Genomic DNA, 18,935 nt, shown 5'->3' with positions numbered 1-18,935 from the left:
GGCCAGCCCCCGGGTGCTCACCCCGGTCCACCCCCGCTCGGCGATGAGCTCGGCGGCGGCGGCGAGCAGACTCTCCCGCACCTGGTGCGCGCGCTGCGTGGTCATGCGTCCTCCCGTCCCCAGTTTTGGGCGACCGCATTGGACGACTGCCCAATTTCGAGGATGTCACATCTACCGGCCCCCGTACAGCCCCCGAACACTCCATCGACACCGCGGTGCCGCATTCGGCCCGTGTGTGGAACTACTGGCTGGGCGGCAAGGACAACTACCCCGCCGACCGCGAGGTAGGCGACCACATTCGTGCCGCGAATCCGATGATCGCCGATATCGCCGTCGCTCAACGCGCCTTCCTGGTGCGCACGGTCCGGCACCTGGCCACCCACGAGGGCATCGACCAGTTCCTGGACGTGGGCACCGGGCTACCGACCGCCGACAACACCCACGAGGTCGCCCAGCGCGTCGATCCCACGGCACGGGTGGTCTACACCGACCACGACCCGCTGGTGCTCACTCACGCACGCGCGCTGCTCACCGGGAGCCCCGAGGGTGCCACCGACTACATCGACGCCGATCTGCACGATCCCGAACGGATCATCCGGGAGGCGGCCGGGACTTTGGACCTGAACAGGCCGATCGCCCTCATGCTGCTGGGCATCACCGCGCACGTGGTCGACGACGACGAGGCCTACGCCCTCGTCCGTCGACTGAGGGACCCGTTGCCCTCGGGAAGCTTTCTCGTGCTGTGCGACGACACCAACGTCATCGCGCCCACCGAGATGGACGAGATGATCAGGCAGTGGAACGAGTCGGGCGAGAACCCCCGGATCAACCGCACACCGGAACGCATCGCCGGATTCTTCGAAGGGCTGGAGATGCTGGAGCCGGGGTTGGTGTCGGTGACCCAGTGGCGCCCCGAACCCACCGAGGTCGGTTCCCCACGCCCCCTGGACGACTTCGGCGCCGTGGCCCGCAAGCGGTAGGTGCTTCGTCCACCTTCCCGGACGCCTCCCGCGCGAGGAAGGTGGACGACGCGGACTCCATGGTGATGACATCGGCGGCGTCCCCGACCTCAAGCGAGGGGTTCCGGCCCCGGGCGACGCCGTTCTCTTCCTCCGATGGCGCCCGGGTCCTACCGTGGGCGTTCCGCCTCTCCGTCCACGATCTCCCCGGCGACCACCTCGGGTTCGCTCAGGCAGCGCCACGCGGGGACCCGTACCGTGCGCAGGCCCGAGACCTTCTCGAACAGGGTCGTGTGATCCAAGGTCCGCTGCAACGTACGGCCAGGGTCCAGGGACACGTTGGACCCGACGCCGGCACGGTCGACGATCACCGCCGTCTCACCCGCGGAGCCGCTCACCAACAGGTCGCACACGTACCCTCCGACGATCTGGCGCACCCTGGGCTCCGTGCCACGTTCGACGAGCGCCTCGAACAGCCGGCCGCGGGCGTCGCCGGACGACTTGTCCACGGGCTCGGCCGAGACACCGGCGAAGTCGGAGAGCAGCCCTCCCTGCCCGGCCCAGTACGCTCGATCGCCCACGACGTACAGGCGTGAGCGGGCGCGGGTGACAGCGACGTTCCACAGGTTCTGCTGCCGCAGGGCCCACTGACCACTGGAGCGGTGTACACCGGTGGCCGCGGCCGGGGAGACGACCACCACGTCGCGCTCACCGCCTTGGAAGGTGTGCGCCGTTCCCACCCTGATCCGCCGGAGCGCGTCCCGGCCCAGTCGGCGCTCGATCTCACGCACCTGGGCGGTGAAGGGCGAGACCACACCGATGGTCGCTTCCTTGGGAAGACTCGTCCACAGCTCTCGGAGCAGATCCACCACCGCCTCCGCCTCCTTGGCGTTGAGGCAGGATCGACCACCTGGACGTTCACACCGTCCGCGCACGTCGATCCACCGGGTCGCGGGGTCCTCAGGGGCCGTGAGGCGCGCGGTGTCGGTACGCACCGCGAGCCGGTCACCGTAGAAACGTCGGTTGACGGGGTCGATGATCTCGGGATGGCACCGATAGTGCTCGTCGAGCCACAGCACCTCGCCACCGCCCGCCGCCAGGGCCGAGGCGGCGGCGTGGTAGGCGGAGGAGCCGGTGTAGGTGAGGGAGCGGTCGTCGAGTTCATCGGGGCGCAGTCCGTGGACGGCCTGGATCCTGCGGTCGTCCTGGTCGGTGAGCGTGTTGACCGGTGGCAACTGGTGCGGATCTCCGATCACCAGCGCCCTCCTGGCCCGGTACAACAGCGGGACCAGGTCCGCGACGGTGCACTGACTGGCCTCGTCGATCACCACCAGGTCGAACAGACCCGGCAGGGGCGGGAACACCCCGCGCACCGAACGGGAGGTGGTGGCCCAGGCTCGGACAGTGCGCACCAGCTTCTTCATGCCCTTCCAACCGGACGCGCCCGATTCCAGGTTGCGCAAGCGCTCCTCGATGACGGGCCTGCCCGTGGCCAGCAGCTCGGCGACACGCCCCAGCAGCAACTCCGTGCTCTCCCCACGTCGCTCCTGGCGTAGGTCGCGGAGCGTGTCGGCCACGTCCTCGGGACGGGGGCGCGCACGTAGTTCCTCCAGCAGTCCGATCCACTCGCGTTCGGTGGTCAGGAAGCTCAGGACCTCGGCCAGCTCACGATCGGACCCCCGCAGACGAAGTCCCCGGCGTGTGCGCCAACGGTGCCACCATCCGGTCCATCGGCTCTCCAGGGCTGAGGCGACCCTGCCGGCCCAGCGGCCCACGTCCCGGGGTCCTTCGAAGGTCTCCGGACCCAGGCCCGTGGGCAGGTTCTCGATCTGCCTACGACGGGTGTCGGCCAACACCGTCAGGCGCCGTTCGGTCCCCTCCACCGCGGCGAGGTCGTTCTGCGCCGTGAGGAGCCTCCGTTGCCGCATGGCCAGGCGCTCGTGTGCGGTGGGGACGTCCACGCTCTTCCACTCCGCGGCGATCAGCCCGTTGAGGATGTCGCGTTCGTTTCCCCGCTTCTCCTGATTACCGGTGCGCACCACCAGATCGGCTTGTGGTCCGAGGCCGTTGACCTTGCCGACGACCGCGTCCACGGCGGCATTGTTGGTGGAGGCCACGAGCACGGATCGTCCGGCTGCGATCGCGGTGGTGACCACGGAGGTGATGAGCTCGGTCTTACCGGTACCCGGCGCACCGGTGGCCACGGTCAGGATCCGGTTCATCGCCGACGCCAGGATCTCCTCCTGCGCCGCGTTGCTGAGGCCGGTGACCACAGGGAGTACCGAACCCCCTTCCTGGACGATCCGGTGAGGATCGGCGAGCACCGCGAGCGCCGTGTCCGCGATGGTGTCGATCCTGATCGCGCTGCCCTTGCGGTGGTCCAGGTCACCGACGAGCTGTTTGACGGCCGCCCCGGCCGGATCCCCCCGATACAGCACGGCCGCGTTCTGCGCGCCCCTGCGCGCACCGCGCCGCACGTCCAGGTCACTATTCAGTTCACCGGCGACCAGGTCGTCGACACGGTTCAGGTCCAGGCGGGTACAGACCGCGCGCGCCTTGTCCGCCAGCCCGGCGACGCCTCGGCCCGTCCAGTCGACCTGGAACCAGTCGACCAACTCCTCGATGTCCCCCTCGTCGAGCTCGGCGGCCGAGAGCAACAATTCCCGGTTGAGCTCGGGTTCACCGACCGGGACCAGGAAGCACTCGTCCTGTTCCTCGACCATCTCCACGTCCAGGACGAACAACGGGGCGAGCTTGGCCCGCCTGCCGCCGCCACCTTCCGAGCGAGCGGTGTCGAAGAGGACCGCCGGGTAGCCGTAGCGCAGCGGCCTCCTCTCCTTCTCCGCTTCCAAGGCCAGGTTCTTCGCGCTCTCCGACAGCGGCCAACGGTCCGCCGACCCGCTGAGCAGGGATTCCGACCCCATGTCGCAGACCACCGCGTCGCGCCCGTCGGCGTCGGGGAGCTGTTGCAGCACGCTCTGTCGCATCAGGCAGTCGCGTTGGTAGTCCAGGTAGGACTCCCAACGCCAACCCCCGTGGGCATCGCGGCTCTTCGCTGCGGCATGCGACCCGGCCACGTCGCCCTCGGGCCCACGTGCACGCTCAGCAGAGGGGCGTGCACCCTTCCCCGCTCCTCCTGGAAGGTCCGAGGCCGTGACCGAACCCACGTGACGTGCGAGGACGAGTTGTCCGCGTACCCCGAGGGCGAAGGCCGTGACCCGTTGGTTGTCCATGTCCTCCACCTCGCGGTGGACGTACTGGTAGAGCTCCACCGCGTCGATCCAGCCATCACCGTTGGTGTCCGGAGCCGCGCCCGCCAGCCCGCGCACGACCGCCGACGTGAAGGGCGAGGGTTGCGCGCCGTGGGTGTTGTCACCCTCCCTGGCCTTCTCCAACGCCCCCGAAGCGGCGATGACGTAGGTGCCCGCCCCGTCGCTGAGCTCCCGTTCGAAGTCGATGTGCTCGTCGTCGCCGGATCGGGTCGCGAATCCGTCGGCGAAGGCGCCGCCGTAGCAGCAGTCCAGCAGAAGCACCTTGCTCCGCATCCGCGAGTCCGCGATCATCCGTTTGAGGACCTCGGCGGAGATCGCCGTGGTCTCGAACCGTTTGTGCCGGGTGTCCCGGAAAGCGAGGTGCAGGCGCCCGCGAGTGTCCTTCACCCCGTGACCGGAGAACGAGACGAACAGAAGATCCTTGGGGTCTCCCTCACCGAGCGTTGCCTCAAGTGCCTCCATGGCTTCGTTTCGGGTGGGGTCGTCCAGCACAAGGACCCGGTCGAAGTGACCGTTGGCCTGGAGCACCTGTTCCAGCGCCCGCAGGTCGGCCCTGGGCGAACGCAGATCTTCGAGTGCGTCGTAGGTGTTGACTCCGAGGAGGATCGCCGTGCGCATCATGTCTCGTCCTCCACACGTGCGCCGATGGCCCGAGCAGGGTCCTCCCGCAGCGCTCGGACGTAGGTCTCCACGTCCTTCGGTGAGACACGCCCCTTCACGGTGACCTTGGCTCCCTCCAACTCGACCGTGACCGACCTCTGTTCGCTCTGTTCCAGCCAGGAAGCCACCAGGGACACCAGGCAGGTGAGCACGGGTTTGAGCAGGACACCGGTGATCAGTACCGCTCCTGCCAGTGTCCCGGGGTCCACCGACCTGGTCCCCTCCACGGCCTCGCCTTCCGCCGCACGGACCTCGTCGACGTCCAAGTCCTCCAGCAGAAGCACCAGGTCACGAGTGTGCTGGTCCGCTTCCTCCGCGGTGACGTCGTCCTCGAAATCGACCCTGGCCACCAGCTCGCTCGGCTGCACCCGCGCACTCTCCAGTTCTGCCGGAGGCCGGCCGCGCCGTCACGACCCACTGACACTCCGCAGGGCAGGTTCTATCAACCAGGGCGCGGGCATATCCGGGCCTTCCGTCCTTTGGCCGCATCCGGCCATGGGACGCGCCCCGAGGCGGGGGTGTCCTCGGTCAGGCGTGAGGAGACGGGGCTGATCGTCGGGACGGGGTGGGAAGCCACGAGCGGACCATGGCCGCGCTCGTCACCGCCCAGGCCGCCAGCGCCACCCAGATCCACGCCTCGCCGATCCACTCCACCAGCGGTAGACGGTTGGCCCGTCCCAGGTACATGCAGGCCACGGAGTACATCCCGAGTGGGAAGACGATGCTCCACAGGGTCGGCGTGTACTTCAGCGGTACCCGTTTGACGAAGTGCCGCCAGACGCCGACCGCGATCAGCGCGGGGATCAGCCAGGTCGCGAAGGCCCACAGCACCACGGCCCCGCCCTCCACCAGGCCGCGGACCGCGTCGACCATCGGCGTGCTCTCCATCTCGATGATGCGCGAGCCGGCGACGACGCTGATGGCGATGGCGCCCATCGACACCCAGTAGGGCGGGTCGAAGTCGCGGGGGTCCAGCGGCGCTTGGAGGATCCGTTGGACGACGAACATGGCGACGGCGGCGTACAGCACCACACCGATCGACCAGGCGAAGACCGCCAGCACCGAGAGCCCGTGCCGCGCCAGGCCCTCGTAGTGCGGTTCGAGCGTCGCGGCGACCACGGCCACGGATTGGGCGGCCACCACCCAGATGAACCACGTCCCGTTGGCCGCGTCCGTCACCGGTCGTTCCTCGCGGCTGAGCACCGCCGCCCAGGGGACCGTGTAGCCGAGCAACAGCCAGCTCACCGTGCCGACGGCCAACAGGACCGCCGCCACGGTGAGCTCACCGTGCGCCGCCAGGCCCGTCGCGAGGACACCGGTTCCCGCGACGAACGTGAAGATCAGGAACGCCTTGCGCGAATCTCGCAGATCACGCGCGAAGGCCTCGCGGTAGGCGGTGACGCGCCACACGTTCAAGACCACGAGGAGCACGTAGCCGACCCCCGCCAACCCCAACAGCATCAGGGACGTGACCTGCCACGACCGCTGCGCGGCGGCGACCGACAGGATCCCGGTGCCCATGACGAACGCGAAATACCCCGGGGACAGATGTTCGGGGGTCGGTCGAGAACGCGGCATGGCTCGGATCCTAGTACGGTCCGCTATTGATACCCGAAACGCACTAGATGTCCTTAATAAGCCGATTCATATGCGGTGTCGGAACTCGACGGCCACGCCGAACGCCTCGCGGATACACCGCGCCCAAGTCCCGCTCGGCGGAGAATGGGTCGATCCCAACGAGCGCACGGCGCGCAGGAAGGAAACGTTCATGCAGCTGGAAGACCAGATCGTCATCGTCACGGGAGGCGCCGCCGGCATCGGTGGTGCCATCTCGCGCGTCCTCGTCCGCCGAGGCGCCAAGGTCGTCGCGGTCGACATCGACGCACAGGCCGGAGCGGAACTCGAAACCGAGCTCGGCGCCGACGTCGCGTTCATCCAGGCCGACGTCGCTCTGCGAGAGACGGCCGAACTCGCGGTCCGCACCGCCGTCGAGCGCTTCGGCGGGTTGACGGGCCTGGTCAACAACGCGCACGCCTCGCGCCAGGCGCCCTTCACCGACCTCACCCAGGAGCAGTGGGACCTGTCGTTCTCGACCGGGTTCGTCGCCACCCGCAACTTCATGCTCGCGGCCCACCCACACCTGGCGGGCTCCGGGGGCTCCATCGTGAACTTCGGCTCGGGCGCCGCGCTCGTCGGCCAGCCCACCCAGGCCGCCTACGCCTCCGCCAAGGAGGCCATCCGCGGCCTCTCGCGCGTGGTCGCCAACGAGTGGGCGAGCGAGAACATCCGCGTGAACGTGGTCAGCCCGATGGCGCTGACCGCGGGCGTCAAGGCCTGGAGCGAGGCCGCCCCGGAGATGTACGAGGCATCGCTCAGGAAGGTTCCGCTCGGCCGCTTCGGCGACCCCGAGAGCGACGTCGCGCCGATCGTGGCGTTCCTGCTCTCCGACGACGCCAAGTACATGACCGGGCAGACCCTCATGGCCGACGGTGGCGCGAACCAGCTGTACTGACGGCCCGATGACGCCCGAGCCGCCTCACACAAGGCGACTCGGGCTCTGACCACCGGTGACCGGAACCGGTCGCCTCACGCGCGGGTCAGCCCTTGTCCCGCCAGACCATCGTCACCTTGAAGGTCCCCTCACCGCTCCCCTTGGCCACGACGACGTCGGCCTCCGCGCTGACGGTCATCCCGAACTCGACCGTGGTCTCATCGGGCTTACCCCGGCCATCGGACAGTTGGTCCATCTGCTTGGACACGGCCGCCGCGATTTTCTGGATTCGGGAGACGATCGCGTTGAAATGCCTGTCCTTGTCGGGCCGAACACCATCACGTGAGACCCCGGACGCTCCGACCCGATGCACCGGAGTCGCTTCGATCGTGATCGTCACGTCGTCATCGGTCACGAAGTCGACCACATTCTGCACAAGAACCTCACTCGACTGATTCTGGAAAGGACTTGACAAACAGACCGGAAGGCCCGGACTGTAAAGTGACACACGGCATTCGGAGTCGACATTAATCGAACACCGGACCGACGCGGAAGGGATGGTCGTGCCCCGACCGGAGAGCACCGATAAGGATTCTTCCCCGCAGGCACTTCGTCCCCACTCGCCCCCCATACCACAATCGGGTTCCGGCACCTCCGGGTCAGGGACATGGCGCAAGTCGAGCAGGTCCGGTCCTAACGAGGACTGTTGTGAGGTCCGGTTGGGTCGGCTGCCCCATGTCGGTTTCCGGGACTCGCACCACCCGGACTCCACGATCCTCGATTTCACGCCGAACGAATGGTGGGCCTTCCTCGGCCCGCATCTCGCCCGTTAATTGGCCACCGGCATGAGGTCACAGTCGAGCCGCCGGAACTCGTCCATCGTGGTCACGTGGCTGTGCTCGGCACCATAGGCGTCGACACATTCCTGTCGGAAGAGGTTCCACTCACCTTCCACGTCCTCGCCCAGAGCCTGGCGGCTGATCAGATGGTTCCGGCGGGCCATCATCAGGAAGACGTGGTCGGGGTCGAGGTTCGAACGGCACCTCTCCTCGGCCTCCCGGTCCTGCTCCCGCGCTTCCTGGACACGCCCGAGACCGAAGAGGTCGTTTCCGAGGTTGATGAGTACCGGCAAGGTGGTGACCCTGGCGTCACCATAGGAATCACGCAACGAGGCGAGCGCCTGTCGGTCCATTTCGAGTGCCTGACTGAATTTCCCCGCCGCCCGCAGGACGATGGCGGCGTTCACCCGGGTGACCCAGGGGAACGGGTGGTAGTCACGATAGAGCGGTTCGACCCGGGAAATGACCTTGTCCGCTTCCTTCTCCGCCTCACTCACATGCCCATTGAAGGCCAGGCTCACCATGTGAATGGATCGGCAGAGCAACAACGTCGATGAACCGCGCACGTGGAACCGGCTGAAATCCGCCATGGCCTTGGTGGAGTACTCCAGGGACTTCTCGTGTTCGCCCTCACGCCGATGGATCACCGCCAGCATCAGCGGGATGGTCAGGGCGTGGGGACCTTCGGCGGCGTCGATGGCCTCCAACCTGTCCGCGCAGTCCTCCAGTGTCTCCCGTGCCTCGGCCAGCCTGCCCAAGGCCAACAGGGTCAGCCCCATCGACATCCGGCTGCGCAGGGTGTCGATGTGATTCGCGCCCTGGGCGTACTTGCGGCGTTCGGCGTTGACACGGTCGATCTCCAGCGCCTCACCGAAACGGCTTCGACGCTGCATGATGGTGGCCAGGTTGTGCGCCGCCTGCAGAGTGCCCTCATCTTCCTCCCCGAAGTGTTCGCGACGGTACTGGTAGACCTCCGTGTAGATGCTCTCGGCCTCTTCGAAGTCTCCGAGGTTGCTCAGGGCGATGCCACGAGCGGTCCGGGCGTCCATCGCCTCCTCGCTGTCCCTGCCCTCCAGGGCCGCCTGCTCCTCGTACATGCGGTCGGCTTCGATGAGGCAGGTCTCGTTGTCCCCGATGAGCCGCAGGCACCTGGCCCGGACCATCCACACCCGGAACCGGTGGGTCGGGTTGTCGCTCCATTCGTCGTAGGCGTGGCGCGTGAGGGTCAGCGCGGTGCGGTAGTCGCCCATCTCGGTCAGGAATTCGGCCAGGTTGATCAGCAGCCCACGGACCTGCGCGTCCTTGCTTCGCCAGGCGCCGGATCCCATCACGTGGGAGAGCAACAGGAGGTACTCGGCCCGGTTCTGGGCCTGTTTGGGTCCCACGGGATCGCTCTGGGCCAACAGACGGTGGGCCAGGGCGCGCTGGAGCGAGCGTTCCTCGACGTTCATGGAATGTTGCACCACGCTCTGGAACGTCGCGTGCAGTTGGAAGGTGTTGTCCTGGAGGTCGAAGTCGGCCAGGCTGTGCCGATGCGCGTAGCGCAACACCTTCGAGAGCATCATGTCGTCACCCAGGACCCGTGACAGTTCCGGGTTGTGGCTCAACCCCCGGGCCCGGTGGAAGATCGCCCGTGACAGGGGGCGGGGCGCGAAGAACGAGCAGAGCTTGATGAATTCCAACACCAGACGCTTGGTCTCGCGTTGTGGCCCGGTGGCTCGTTGCAGGTCCTCCAGCTGTATGCTCCACGCCGCGGCGAGGGGCAGCGGGTACTGGTCGTCGGCTTCGACATGATCGACGAGTTGGTCGAACTTGTCGCGCAACTGGCTCAGGAACTCGTCCGTCCCCATCAGCGAGTCACGCAGGTACGCCCCCATTTGGGCGAGCGCCAACGGCAGGTGCTGGAGGCGTTCGGCGATCAGTTCGGCCGTGGCCCGGTCCTTCTCCAACCGGTGCGGGCAGATCTTGTGCAGGAGGGCGACGCTTTCCCCCATGCTCAGTTGCGGGATGATCCGGCCGCCGCCACGGCCGCTGTGGATCCATCCCTGGTCCCGTGAGGTGAGCAGGACCCGGCCGGATCCACCGAGAGGAAGCAGTGCCGGCGTCAGCGTGTCCAGGTCCGGGACGTCGTCGAAGATCAACAACCAGTTGCCGATCCTCGGTTCGTTGTCCAAGGCGTCGTTGACCGCCTGGATGGTGAGTTCGGGCCCTCCCGCCGCGCCCTCGACACCGAGACGTTGTGCCAGACGCAGGTAGGCCTGGTGGATCTCCGCGCTGGTGTTCGCCTGGATCCACCACACCAGGTCGTAGTCCTGACGGAAACGGTGGGCGTACTCCATCGCGATCTGGGTCTTGCCGATACCGGTACTGCCCGCGACCAGGAACGAGGTGCCCGGGTGGTCGGAGAGCGTCTCGTGGATGTCGCGCAGAATCTCTTCCCGACCGGTGAAGTTGAGGTTCTGCTGTGGCACACCTCCCAGGTAGGCGAGTCCTCGTCGAGAGGGTCGTCGTCGGACATTCTCCGACACGGTGGTGACGGGCCGTACGGACACCGTCTGCTCCGTTTCGGGTACCTCGGGTATGTCGTGGGTGGTCACGGCGAAATCTGCTTCCTCTTGTGCGACGGATGGGTCGAAGGCCCAGGTCTGGGGGAAATAGGGGTTCTCGCCTTCGAGCACCTCGCTCAGGCGGACGGCGAGTCGTCGGTATTCACCCGGCATCTCCGTGAGCGCGGGGATGATCGCGTGGGCGAGGTCGGTTTCCGCGTCGTCGAGTTCGTGGATCTCCGGCAGGCTCGTCTCGATCCGGGACAGCCACTGGTAGACGCGGGACACGTCCTTGAACTCGATGCCCAGGGTGTGGAAGACCGAGCGCATGGTGCCGATGCCGCCGAGTCGTTCCAGGAGTTCCCTGCGCACGCCCGGACGGAATTCGAGCGCCGAGCGCCGGGGGTCGCTCAAAGGAGCCGCGGGCGCCTCGCCCGTCATCAGTGATCCGCCCAGCACCTCGGCGATCTCGGCGCCGGCCGCGAGCGCGGAGACCTCCGGGGTGGGCCGGGGGATGGTGCGTTGCACCACCTCGGCCACGGCGAGGTTCACCGGCGCCTGGGCCAGACGTACCGCGAGTTCACGGGCTCCGTAGGTCGAGGTGGACAGGAAGCGTTCGACTCGTTCCCCCGGGGTGAGGGACTCGGGGTGGTTCTCCGGTGGCGGTGGCGTGACGTCCAGGGACCACACGTCGGCCCGCCAGGCGCCTGGTCCACCGGTCAGGGCGCGTGCCCACTCGGTGAGTTGATGAGGGGAGGGTTCCAGGATGGGGATACGCGCCACTTCGGCGAACGGGGGCTCCTCGGCCTCCGCCGTGCGAACCGGTTCCCAGGAGAGCACCGAGGCCTCCCCCGGCTCGCGCTCCACCACTCGCATCGGCTCGGTGGCCATGACGCTCAGATTGCGGTGGGAGTGTCCGAACACGTACAGGAGCGCGATCGGCACCCGGTCGGCCAGTAGACGGAGTCGGTCCCGGAACGCGGGCGTCGACCAGACACGCCCACGGACGTCACTGACGATCAGTAGCGGACCTTCGAGCCCCGTGCCGTCTCCTCCGGGAAACCGTTCTTCCCACCGACCCTCGGCCACTCCCATATCGACCCGGGTGACCGGAATGTCCAGGCCGCGGACCACATCGAACAAAGGTCCGATGATGTGGTGATGAATTTCCATGAGCGCGGCGGAATCGAACACGACGACGAGACCGGGGTGGGCCTGTCGCAGATCTGTCAGGGCCTCCACGTATCCCTGCACCGGATCATCCATGAGCTCTCTCGTCTCGACGGTGCGTATCACTCCGGACACTTTTCTCCGCTGACCTTACAACTCTTGGAGACCGACAGTCGCGTCAACAATGTAATTTGAATCGCCGCAAATGTCCATAATTAAACAAATGAAACCCTGGCCCCATCAGGATCACACCTCACCCATACCCAACACCCTCTCCAGGAGATCATCTCCGTACCCATCATTGATGAGGGATATGTTCCTCGTGTCCGCCCGACGAATCGACCTTTCCCGCAGGTAACCGGCCAGGGAGTCCACGTCCACACGCGCTTCGGGCTCTTTGAGGAGCAGTTCCTCGGCCAACTCCCGCACCGCTTCTCGCGGACCGTGCACGATCGTCGGCACCCCCTGATGCAGGATCGCGTCGAAGACATGCGTGTGATCCTGATGGTCCGAATCCACCGCGCAGACCGTCACGTACTCGTCACCCAGGCGGTCCGCCACCTCGTCCAGCGGTACCTGCCATGACATGAGGACGTTCCGGTGCTCCACCGTCGGGGTCGACGACTGGTGATGCGATCTGCGCTTCCACAGTGACGGATCCGCATCGAGGTAGTCCGCCGCCCGGATGCGCTCGCTCACGTGGTAGACGATCTCGTACTTGACCGCCAGCCGGGCCGGATAGGCCAGCACCCCTCTGCTGACCGGGGTTCGCCCCAACCGTAGGTTCATCAAGCTTCGGGGGATCAGGAGTCGTAGGCCGACCGGCCCCTCCTGTACGGCGAAGAGCCCCCGAGAGCGGGCGGCCAGGACGAGGTCGCTGATCCGGTCACAGATCGCCTCCTCCGCCACCACCTGTGACTCCTGGGGCCGAAGTTCGTAGCCCTCACCGGTCCAGCGAGCGATCCCGAAGGTCATCCGGTACCCGCGCGCCACCTGCTCCAGGTGGAAGAGCGCCACGACCTGAGGACGCTGTGCCTCCTTCGGCGCACGAGAACCGTCGTAGGCCCTCGGGCTCTGCCGACTCTCGCCCGATGCCAGACGTCGGCGCTGATCCTCCCTCAGCCTCTCCTCCCAGGAGGCCCCCAGGTCCTGAACGGCGGTCCGCACGATCCAGCCCCACAGGGAGGGAGGTAGCGGACGCCGGCGGCGCAGGCGTTGATGGACATGGTGCACCCACGCCAGGCTCGGATCGGGCTCTCCGCGCCGGGGCAGGATCTCCCACAGGGCCATGAGCAGACTCCACGCGCTGCTGCCTCGGTGGAGCCGCTCTCGCACACGATCGAGCTCGCGCCGGGTCAGGAACTCCTCGGCGGGAACCTCGCTCAACGACACCGTGTCGAGGAAGTCGTGCAGGCACTGGTAGGTGTCCACACCGCAGACCGACTCGTTGATGAGCCGGTGGATGGAAACGGGTGTCTCGTCCCCGCCCGCGGCGCTTCGCAGCCCTCGCATCTGCGCCAAAGGGAGGAAGAACGCCGTGTCGGAGGGTTCACCGGCGGTGCCCCACGAATAGCGATGGTTCTGTTGCATGATCCCCAGCACCTCGCCGGACTCGGCGCGCACCGCGCAACCGCTGTACCCCTCGGTGATCCGCACGCGGCTTCCCGGAACGATGTCCACCTGGCTCGACCACGACGAGGGCCCCGCCTGTCCGCGATACAGCGCCGAGGCCCACATGGATCCGGTCAGCTCCGGGTAGCCCAGCACGCTGAGGGGTGCCTGTGCGGGCGGTTCGCCCTCTTCGAAGAGCACGGGGAGTTCCACACCGGCCAGGTCGGGAGCGTTGGAACGCAACACCGCAAGGTCCCGACTGTCCGGACCGCTCGACCAGAGGTCGGTGCTCACCGACATCTCGTGTTCGCCACCGAGGGCGGAGCGCAGTCGGACGGGAGTGTCCGGCGATGGCGCGAACCGTTCCTCCTGGGGGAGCCCCAGGGCGCTGGCCACCACGTGCGCACAGGTGACCGCCAGACCGGAGCCGAGCAGGACCGCGCCGCCGACCACCGTCTCCCCGCCGTAGGGAGAGGGACACAGCACCTGGAATTGCCAGGGCGGGGGTTCCATCGGGCTCATGCGACCACCGGGGGTTCTCTTGTCACATAGGGCCTTTCGAAGGCGTATGGTGCGAAATCATCCCTGGGGTTTCCTCCGTTCCCTTCCCAGCGGATCCCTCGCTTTAACGTCACGACCTCGCGTCGTACCTCAGTTTTCGTTCTCCGCCACACCAGCCCCACTGATTGTCCACTTCCGGCCACGGAAATCCTGGTAGACACCGGCCGAACAGCCCCGACGGCGTCGTCGAAGCCCGGCGTTCCGTCGATCCCGGAACATTCCGATATGCGGTGATCGAATGGGAACTCGGGGAAATCCATAACGGCATCTGCCACCTGTGTCGTCGTGAGTCGGAGTGGCCGCACGAGGAGATCTTCGCACAGCCGAGGTGGCTCATATCGGCGCTTTGCGAGACAACGGACCCCGAGCGGTTCCCGCCATGGTCGTCGAACGGCGGGACGCGGACGAGAACTCGATGGTCCTCCACCCCTCCCGCCACGGCGAGGTCGACGAGGGCTCCGGGGACGGTCCTCGCATCGATCCACCTGCGTCCGTGGGGAACGGCAGCAGGCGTGGGCCCGACCCCCACGCGCCGCCGGCGGTTCCCGGAGCATCCGTTTCCACCAGGTGGACTTCGGCCAAGCCCTCCCGCGCGGCGACGCGGCCCGGCACCCCGATGGCGTCGACGAGATCCGCGTCGAGGCATCGCGCCCCGAACGCGGTGACGTCGGGCCCCGACCGAGGAGGGTGTGCGGGCTCCGACTAGCTGTCCGTGCTTCGTCACTACGCGATACAGACTTGCCAGGCTTCACCCAAAATCATCGCTGGAGTCCTTTTCGTGAAAAATACAACCAACGTCTCACGGCATGAGATCACAAGAAGGATACATTCCCACAGCTAGATACAGACAAAGTGATAGAAATCAGAAGAGACAGGTAAGTCAGATCTGGAGGTGCTGATTGGACGAAATCGAGTTGGCCGCATTGCGTCCACCTGAGGATGCGGGATCCAGAACATTCGATAAGTACACGTGGCAAGCCAGGATAGCCACGCGAGACCTACTGGATCTCATCAAGGACGACATCCTCGACCAGCGACGCGGACGTGACCGGCCACACCGGGCCATGATCAGCGAGTACTGGGAGGACTGGATCCTGATCAACGGGCCTGAAACCACTCTCGTCTCAGGCAAGGTGCGTGACCTCGACCAAGGCGCATGGGAATGGGCTGATCTCGTGGAGAAGGGTGGTATCGCCCATCTCTACCGGAACTCACAACGACTCCCCCGGGTCTCCGAGTACCGTCTCAGCACGAACAACGCTCTTGAGCGGTCCAAAACCTCTCCCCTGGGCGATGCCTGCCTGGTCGATGACCACGCATCCGGCAGCCCCAGGAAGCAGGTGTCGGACGCGGACTTCACCGAGCTGTCTCGAAAGCTTGCCCGGCACCTGATGATGAGTCACAAGAAGGCCGGGCTCAGCGACGAGGAGACCACGGGGCGACGTTCTCGAGCGGAGAACTGCCGACCTCAGCAGTCGCTCCTGGCCAAGGTCTCTCCCTTCCTACGCAAACTCCGGTTGGACACGGACCTCCCAGGGCGCCACTTCATCGATGACTCCGCACCGACCAGCTATGTCCAGCCGGTTCTGAAAGCCTTGGGGCATCCCCCCGAAAACGCCGAATGGGTGTGGAAGGCACTCACCGACCAGGTTGAACAGAGCATGCGTGCCCGACTGCCCTTGGAATGGGGTGCGCTCAGTATGCTGGTCCAAAATTCTGATAATCCTGAGAAACGCCAAGGCCTCCCTCACGACCTCCTCCGCCGGAGGATCACCACTGACCAGGCCCGGAGTGTCATCACCGACGTGGTAAGGCGCCCCCGCTATTTTCTCGCACCGGATATCCCCCTCCGGCACAAGGTCTCGGTGAAAATGCATGCTGGTCAGTGCGGGGCCAATGCCATCCAGCGCGCTGAGGACAGCCTGAAGTCCTGGTCGAATGCCACGTCCGGGCTGGATGACTCACCTGGAAACCATGCTCAGGTGGAGGCCTTCACCAAGGACCTCGTGCAGCGTGTCGACGATGTCGAGTACGACCTGAAGAACCAGGGGGTGGCTCAGGAAGAGATGGGAGCGCGCCTGTGGGGCAATAGCATCCGTCTTCCTCCTGGCGAATTTCCAGAGCTGCCCTTCCCGATCAACAGGGAGCTGATCACGGGAGCGGTGGCTCACGCCGCCAACGAATGCATGATCTGGTTCACCGAGGAACGCTTCGACGCCGACGCGGAGCTCCGGGATTACGGAGAGTCCAACATCAATACTCTCTCCCCCTCCGAGGACCAGCCGGAGGGATCATGACCGTCGCTCACCTCTCCCTCTTCCAACGGGACCGCGACTATCACGAAGTTCGTGTCCTGCTGTTGGTCAATGCGGTAGTACGGGCTCACCCAGATCCTGGGCACGTCGATGGGCTGACTCAGCTCGCCAAGCTTGACTTTCTCCTGCGCTACCCAAAGCTGGCCATCCGTACTTTGACGACGCTGCGTTCGGATGATCCCCGGCTCCACTTGTCCTCACCTGACGTACAGACTCCCGAATCCCCCATGCGTAGGCACCGCTACGGTCCCTGGGACGAGCGCTACTACACAGTGGTGGGAGCACTCATCAGTCGCCGTCTCCTCAAGAGGGGAGACGGCGGGCGAGCGCGAATCACCCTGGCCCCGACTTCAGCCGGAGTCTCCACAAACGAACAGGCCATTAATGCTCCGCCCTGGCGACATGTGGCGGACCGTTGCTCGGCGATCGCCGATGCTGCCGGGAATCTCAACGGAAATCGTCTGTCGTTACTTATTCGAGAGCACCTACCGGAGATTGACATATACGGGATTGGAGAGGAGATCAGGTGAGTACCCGATTTCGAATCAACGCCTTGGAAATCGTGACACGAAATTCCGGAAACCCCCCTCGCCGTGAGTTCTCCAGTGGGCTGAATCTCATCATCGGCCCGCCTGGGTCCGGGAAGAGCACCATCATCGAACTCATCAAGTTCGGTCTTGGTCTGAAGTTCCGCAAGACCCCGGTCGTGGAGCGTAAGGTGCTCGAAGTCAGAGTCGAGATCGAGGCCGGAACCCAGGAACTGCAACTTACCCGAAGCACCGTGACCCCCGCGGAGGTTCTTGTCCATGACTTGATCACCCAGGAGGACATCGGCGCTTATCCGGTATCGACTGATGACCCTGAGGTGCCGACGATCGCCAAGCGGCTCTTGAGCTGGTTGGGCATTCGTGATGATGTCAGCTTCACCGTGGGAAAGAAACGAGACACTCTGACCTTTGCGCACGTCTGGGACTACATACACGTGCCCCAGAGTGATATCGACCAACGTATCGCCCATCATGATTCCTCCACCTTGTCTCAGAGGCGCAGGCGCCTTTTCCAACTTCTGTTCGACATGATCGACTCAGAACTACAGGAGTTGGAGAATCAGCTACTCAGCGCCAAGGACACCCTGCGACAAACCCAGAGGCGCCAGGAAGGAGTCGCCGCTTTCCAGGAGCGCGCCGAACTCCCTTCCGAGTCAGACTTGCGCCGAGAGTTGGATGCGGCATGGCAACGGCGTGACCGCATCGCGGAAAGTCTCACCGAGGTGCGTTCCGCGATGGGAATTCACGACGACCGGGTACTCACGCTACAGGGTCTTCTCGGAACCAACCGGAGCAGTATTATCCGGACCCAAGAGGTCCTCAGGGCCTTGAACGAGGTACAAACAGAACGGAACTCCCGTATTACCGAGCTCGCTGAGTCCCTGGACCGCGCCCAGCGTGTGAACAGCTCCAGTTCTTTGCTGGCACCCATCGAGTTCTCTCAGTGCCCCCGGTGTATGCAGTCGATCGATGAACGTGGGCCGTCCGTTCCCGAGCACTCGTGTCGGCTCTGTCTCCAAGACGAGCCGGAACCCACACAGGGGGAGGACTCCGACAGGAAGGCGAAGCCAGAGGACACGCTTCCACTCGTCATTCTTGGAGAATCCGGAGCTCAGGAAGTCCAGTTGTCACAGCAACGGGAGGAGCTACTTTCCCTACATGCTCAGGGAGATCGGGAGAAGGCCACTCTGACGTCCCATCTTGAGTACCTTCAGGAGGGCAATCGTGAGCTCCGATCCGAGATCGAACTTCTGACCGGGACGAACGGACCACATACTGAAGAACTCTCCCGGGTACGGGAGGCTCTGGCCACCGCCGAAGCCGAGATCGGAAACCTCGAAAACTTCCTTGGTGTCAACAGCCAGATCAACAGTTTCCAGGAAGATGTCACTCGGGCGCAGAACAAGGTCGACTCGGTACAGGAAGAACGTCAGAGCAGGGAGGAGTTCGTCCAGAATTCCAACGATGAGCTACTCGAGCAGATGAGTCAGCGCTACAACGGACTTCTTCATTCCTTGCGCACACCCAACGTGGAGCAGGGAAGGATCTCCACCATTGACTATCTGCCGTATATTGACGACACACGGTTCGACCGGGTCAACATCAGCGGAGGGAACCAGGTCCCCTTCATCGTGGGATATTGGCTGACCCTACAGTCGATTGCTCTGCCCAACCCCAACTACCGTCTGCCCAGCTGTCTGATTCTGGACAGTCCGCAGAAGTCCTTGGGGCCCCTCCAAACCCTGAGCCTGAACCTCTACAAGAGGATCCAGGACATTGCGGATGCCCCGGAGAACCCCTTCCAGGTCTTTGTGGTGGATACCAACCTCCCCTCTGATTTCGAACCTGCACACGGCCTCATCAAGGTGAACTACCCCTCTCCGGGAATCCCCGGAATCACCCACCGTGGCCCACAGGACGCCCTCTTAGTGGAGGAGATGGAAGACGAGTAGGTCCGGGCGCC

General features: G+C 65.3%; 11 protein-coding genes. 5 read left to right on the top strand and 6 right to left on the bottom strand.

The window, feature by feature from the left end:
- Positions 1 to 146 precede the first annotated feature (146 nt).
- A complete protein-coding gene (locus BQ8420_RS07750) occupies positions 147 to 980 on the top strand; it encodes an SAM-dependent methyltransferase (protein WP_087097143.1) in 834 nt (277 codons plus the stop codon).
- 149 nt (positions 981 to 1,129) lie between these two features.
- On the opposite strand, the gene BQ8420_RS07745 is transcribed toward BQ8420_RS07750, so the two are convergent.
- From BQ8420_RS07745 to BQ8420_RS07735, 3 genes are all read right to left on the bottom strand, one after another.
- Complete coding sequence (locus tag BQ8420_RS07745; protein ID WP_087097140.1) at positions 1,130 to 4,852, bottom strand: AAA domain-containing protein; 3,723 nt, start codon at positions 4,850 to 4,852, stop codon at positions 1,130 to 1,132.
- The gene (locus tag BQ8420_RS07740; RefSeq protein ID WP_087097139.1) at positions 4,849 to 5,259 is read right to left on the bottom strand and encodes a hypothetical protein; all 411 of its coding nucleotides are present in this window, start codon (positions 5,257 to 5,259) and stop codon (positions 4,849 to 4,851) included. Before BQ8420_RS07740 ends, BQ8420_RS07745 begins: the two co-directional genes overlap by 4 nt.
- 160 nt (positions 5,260 to 5,419) lie before the next feature.
- Positions 5,420 to 6,469, bottom strand: coding sequence for a tellurite resistance/C4-dicarboxylate transporter family protein (locus BQ8420_RS07735; protein ID WP_087097138.1), 1,050 nt, complete (start codon positions 6,467 to 6,469; stop codon positions 5,420 to 5,422).
- A gap of 190 nt (positions 6,470 to 6,659) precedes the next feature.
- On the opposite strand from BQ8420_RS07735, the gene BQ8420_RS07730 reads away from it, so the two are divergent.
- Complete coding sequence (locus BQ8420_RS07730; RefSeq protein ID WP_087097137.1) at positions 6,660 to 7,403, top strand: SDR family NAD(P)-dependent oxidoreductase; 744 nt, start codon at positions 6,660 to 6,662, stop codon at positions 7,401 to 7,403.
- Between the two features lie 85 nt (positions 7,404 to 7,488).
- On the opposite strand, the gene BQ8420_RS32605 is transcribed toward BQ8420_RS07730, so the two are convergent.
- Complete coding sequence (locus tag BQ8420_RS32605; protein ID WP_235005993.1) at positions 7,489 to 8,013, bottom strand: CU044_2847 family protein; 525 nt, start codon at positions 8,011 to 8,013, stop codon at positions 7,489 to 7,491.
- Here BQ8420_RS32605 and BQ8420_RS07720 point away from each other — a divergent pair.
- The gene (locus BQ8420_RS07720) at positions 7,940 to 8,215 is read left to right on the top strand and encodes a DUF397 domain-containing protein (RefSeq protein ID WP_087097136.1); all 276 of its coding nucleotides are present in this window, start codon (positions 7,940 to 7,942) and stop codon (positions 8,213 to 8,215) included. The genes BQ8420_RS32605 and BQ8420_RS07720 overlap by 74 nt on opposite strands.
- Here BQ8420_RS07720 and fxsT read toward each other — a convergent pair.
- Both fxsT and BQ8420_RS07710 read right to left on the bottom strand, forming a co-directional pair.
- Entirely contained in the window at positions 8,212 to 12,033 is a 3,822-nt protein-coding gene (gene fxsT / locus BQ8420_RS07715) for an FxSxx-COOH system tetratricopeptide repeat protein (protein WP_087097135.1), read from the bottom strand. The two genes, BQ8420_RS07720 and fxsT, sit on opposite strands and share 4 nt — an antisense overlap.
- 150 nt (positions 12,034 to 12,183) lie before the next feature.
- Positions 12,184 to 14,070, bottom strand: coding sequence for a trypsin-like peptidase domain-containing protein (locus tag BQ8420_RS07710; RefSeq protein ID WP_087097134.1), 1,887 nt, complete (start codon positions 14,068 to 14,070; stop codon positions 12,184 to 12,186).
- Between the two features lie 938 nt (positions 14,071 to 15,008).
- Here BQ8420_RS07710 and BQ8420_RS07705 point away from each other — a divergent pair.
- Positions 15,009 to 16,406, top strand: coding sequence for a hypothetical protein (locus tag BQ8420_RS07705; RefSeq protein ID WP_087097133.1), 1,398 nt, complete (start codon positions 15,009 to 15,011; stop codon positions 16,404 to 16,406).
- 544 nt (positions 16,407 to 16,950) lie between these two features.
- Positions 16,951 to 18,924, top strand: a complete 1,974-nt coding sequence (locus tag BQ8420_RS07700; protein WP_160049279.1) for an AAA family ATPase — start codon at positions 16,951 to 16,953, stop codon at positions 18,922 to 18,924.
- The last annotated feature ends 11 nt before the right edge of the window (positions 18,925 to 18,935 follow it).

The organism is Nocardiopsis sp. JB363 (assembly GCF_900143625.1).
Taxonomy (GTDB): Bacteria; Actinomycetota; Actinomycetes; order Streptosporangiales; family Streptosporangiaceae; genus Nocardiopsis.
Note: the sequence above shows the minus strand (reverse complement) of the source record. Positions and strands in the feature narration are given on the sequence as shown.

What these genes read in the sequence shown, in the direction of transcription:
- BQ8420_RS07745 (WP_087097140.1), bottom strand. Translation starts at nt 4,852, where the DNA reads ATGATGCGCACGGCGATCCTCCTCGGAGTCAACACCTACGACGCACTC.
- BQ8420_RS07735 (WP_087097138.1), bottom strand. Translation starts at nt 6,469, where the DNA reads ATGCCGCGTTCTCGACCGACCCCCGAACATCTGTCCCCGGGGTATTTC.
- BQ8420_RS07730 (WP_087097137.1), top strand. Translation starts at nt 6,660, where the DNA reads ATGCAGCTGGAAGACCAGATCGTCATCGTCACGGGAGGCGCCGCCGGC.
- BQ8420_RS07720 (WP_087097136.1), top strand. Translation starts at nt 7,940, where the DNA reads ATGGTCGTGCCCCGACCGGAGAGCACCGATAAGGATTCTTCCCCGCAG.
- BQ8420_RS32605 (WP_235005993.1), bottom strand. Translation starts at nt 8,013, where the DNA reads ATGGGGGGCGAGTGGGGACGAAGTGCCTGCGGGGAAGAATCCTTATCG.
- fxsT (WP_087097135.1), bottom strand. Translation starts at nt 12,033, where the DNA reads ATGGATGATCCGGTGCAGGGATACGTGGAGGCCCTGACAGATCTGCGA.
- BQ8420_RS07710 (WP_087097134.1), bottom strand. Translation starts at nt 14,070, where the DNA reads ATGAGCCCGATGGAACCCCCGCCCTGGCAATTCCAGGTGCTGTGTCCC.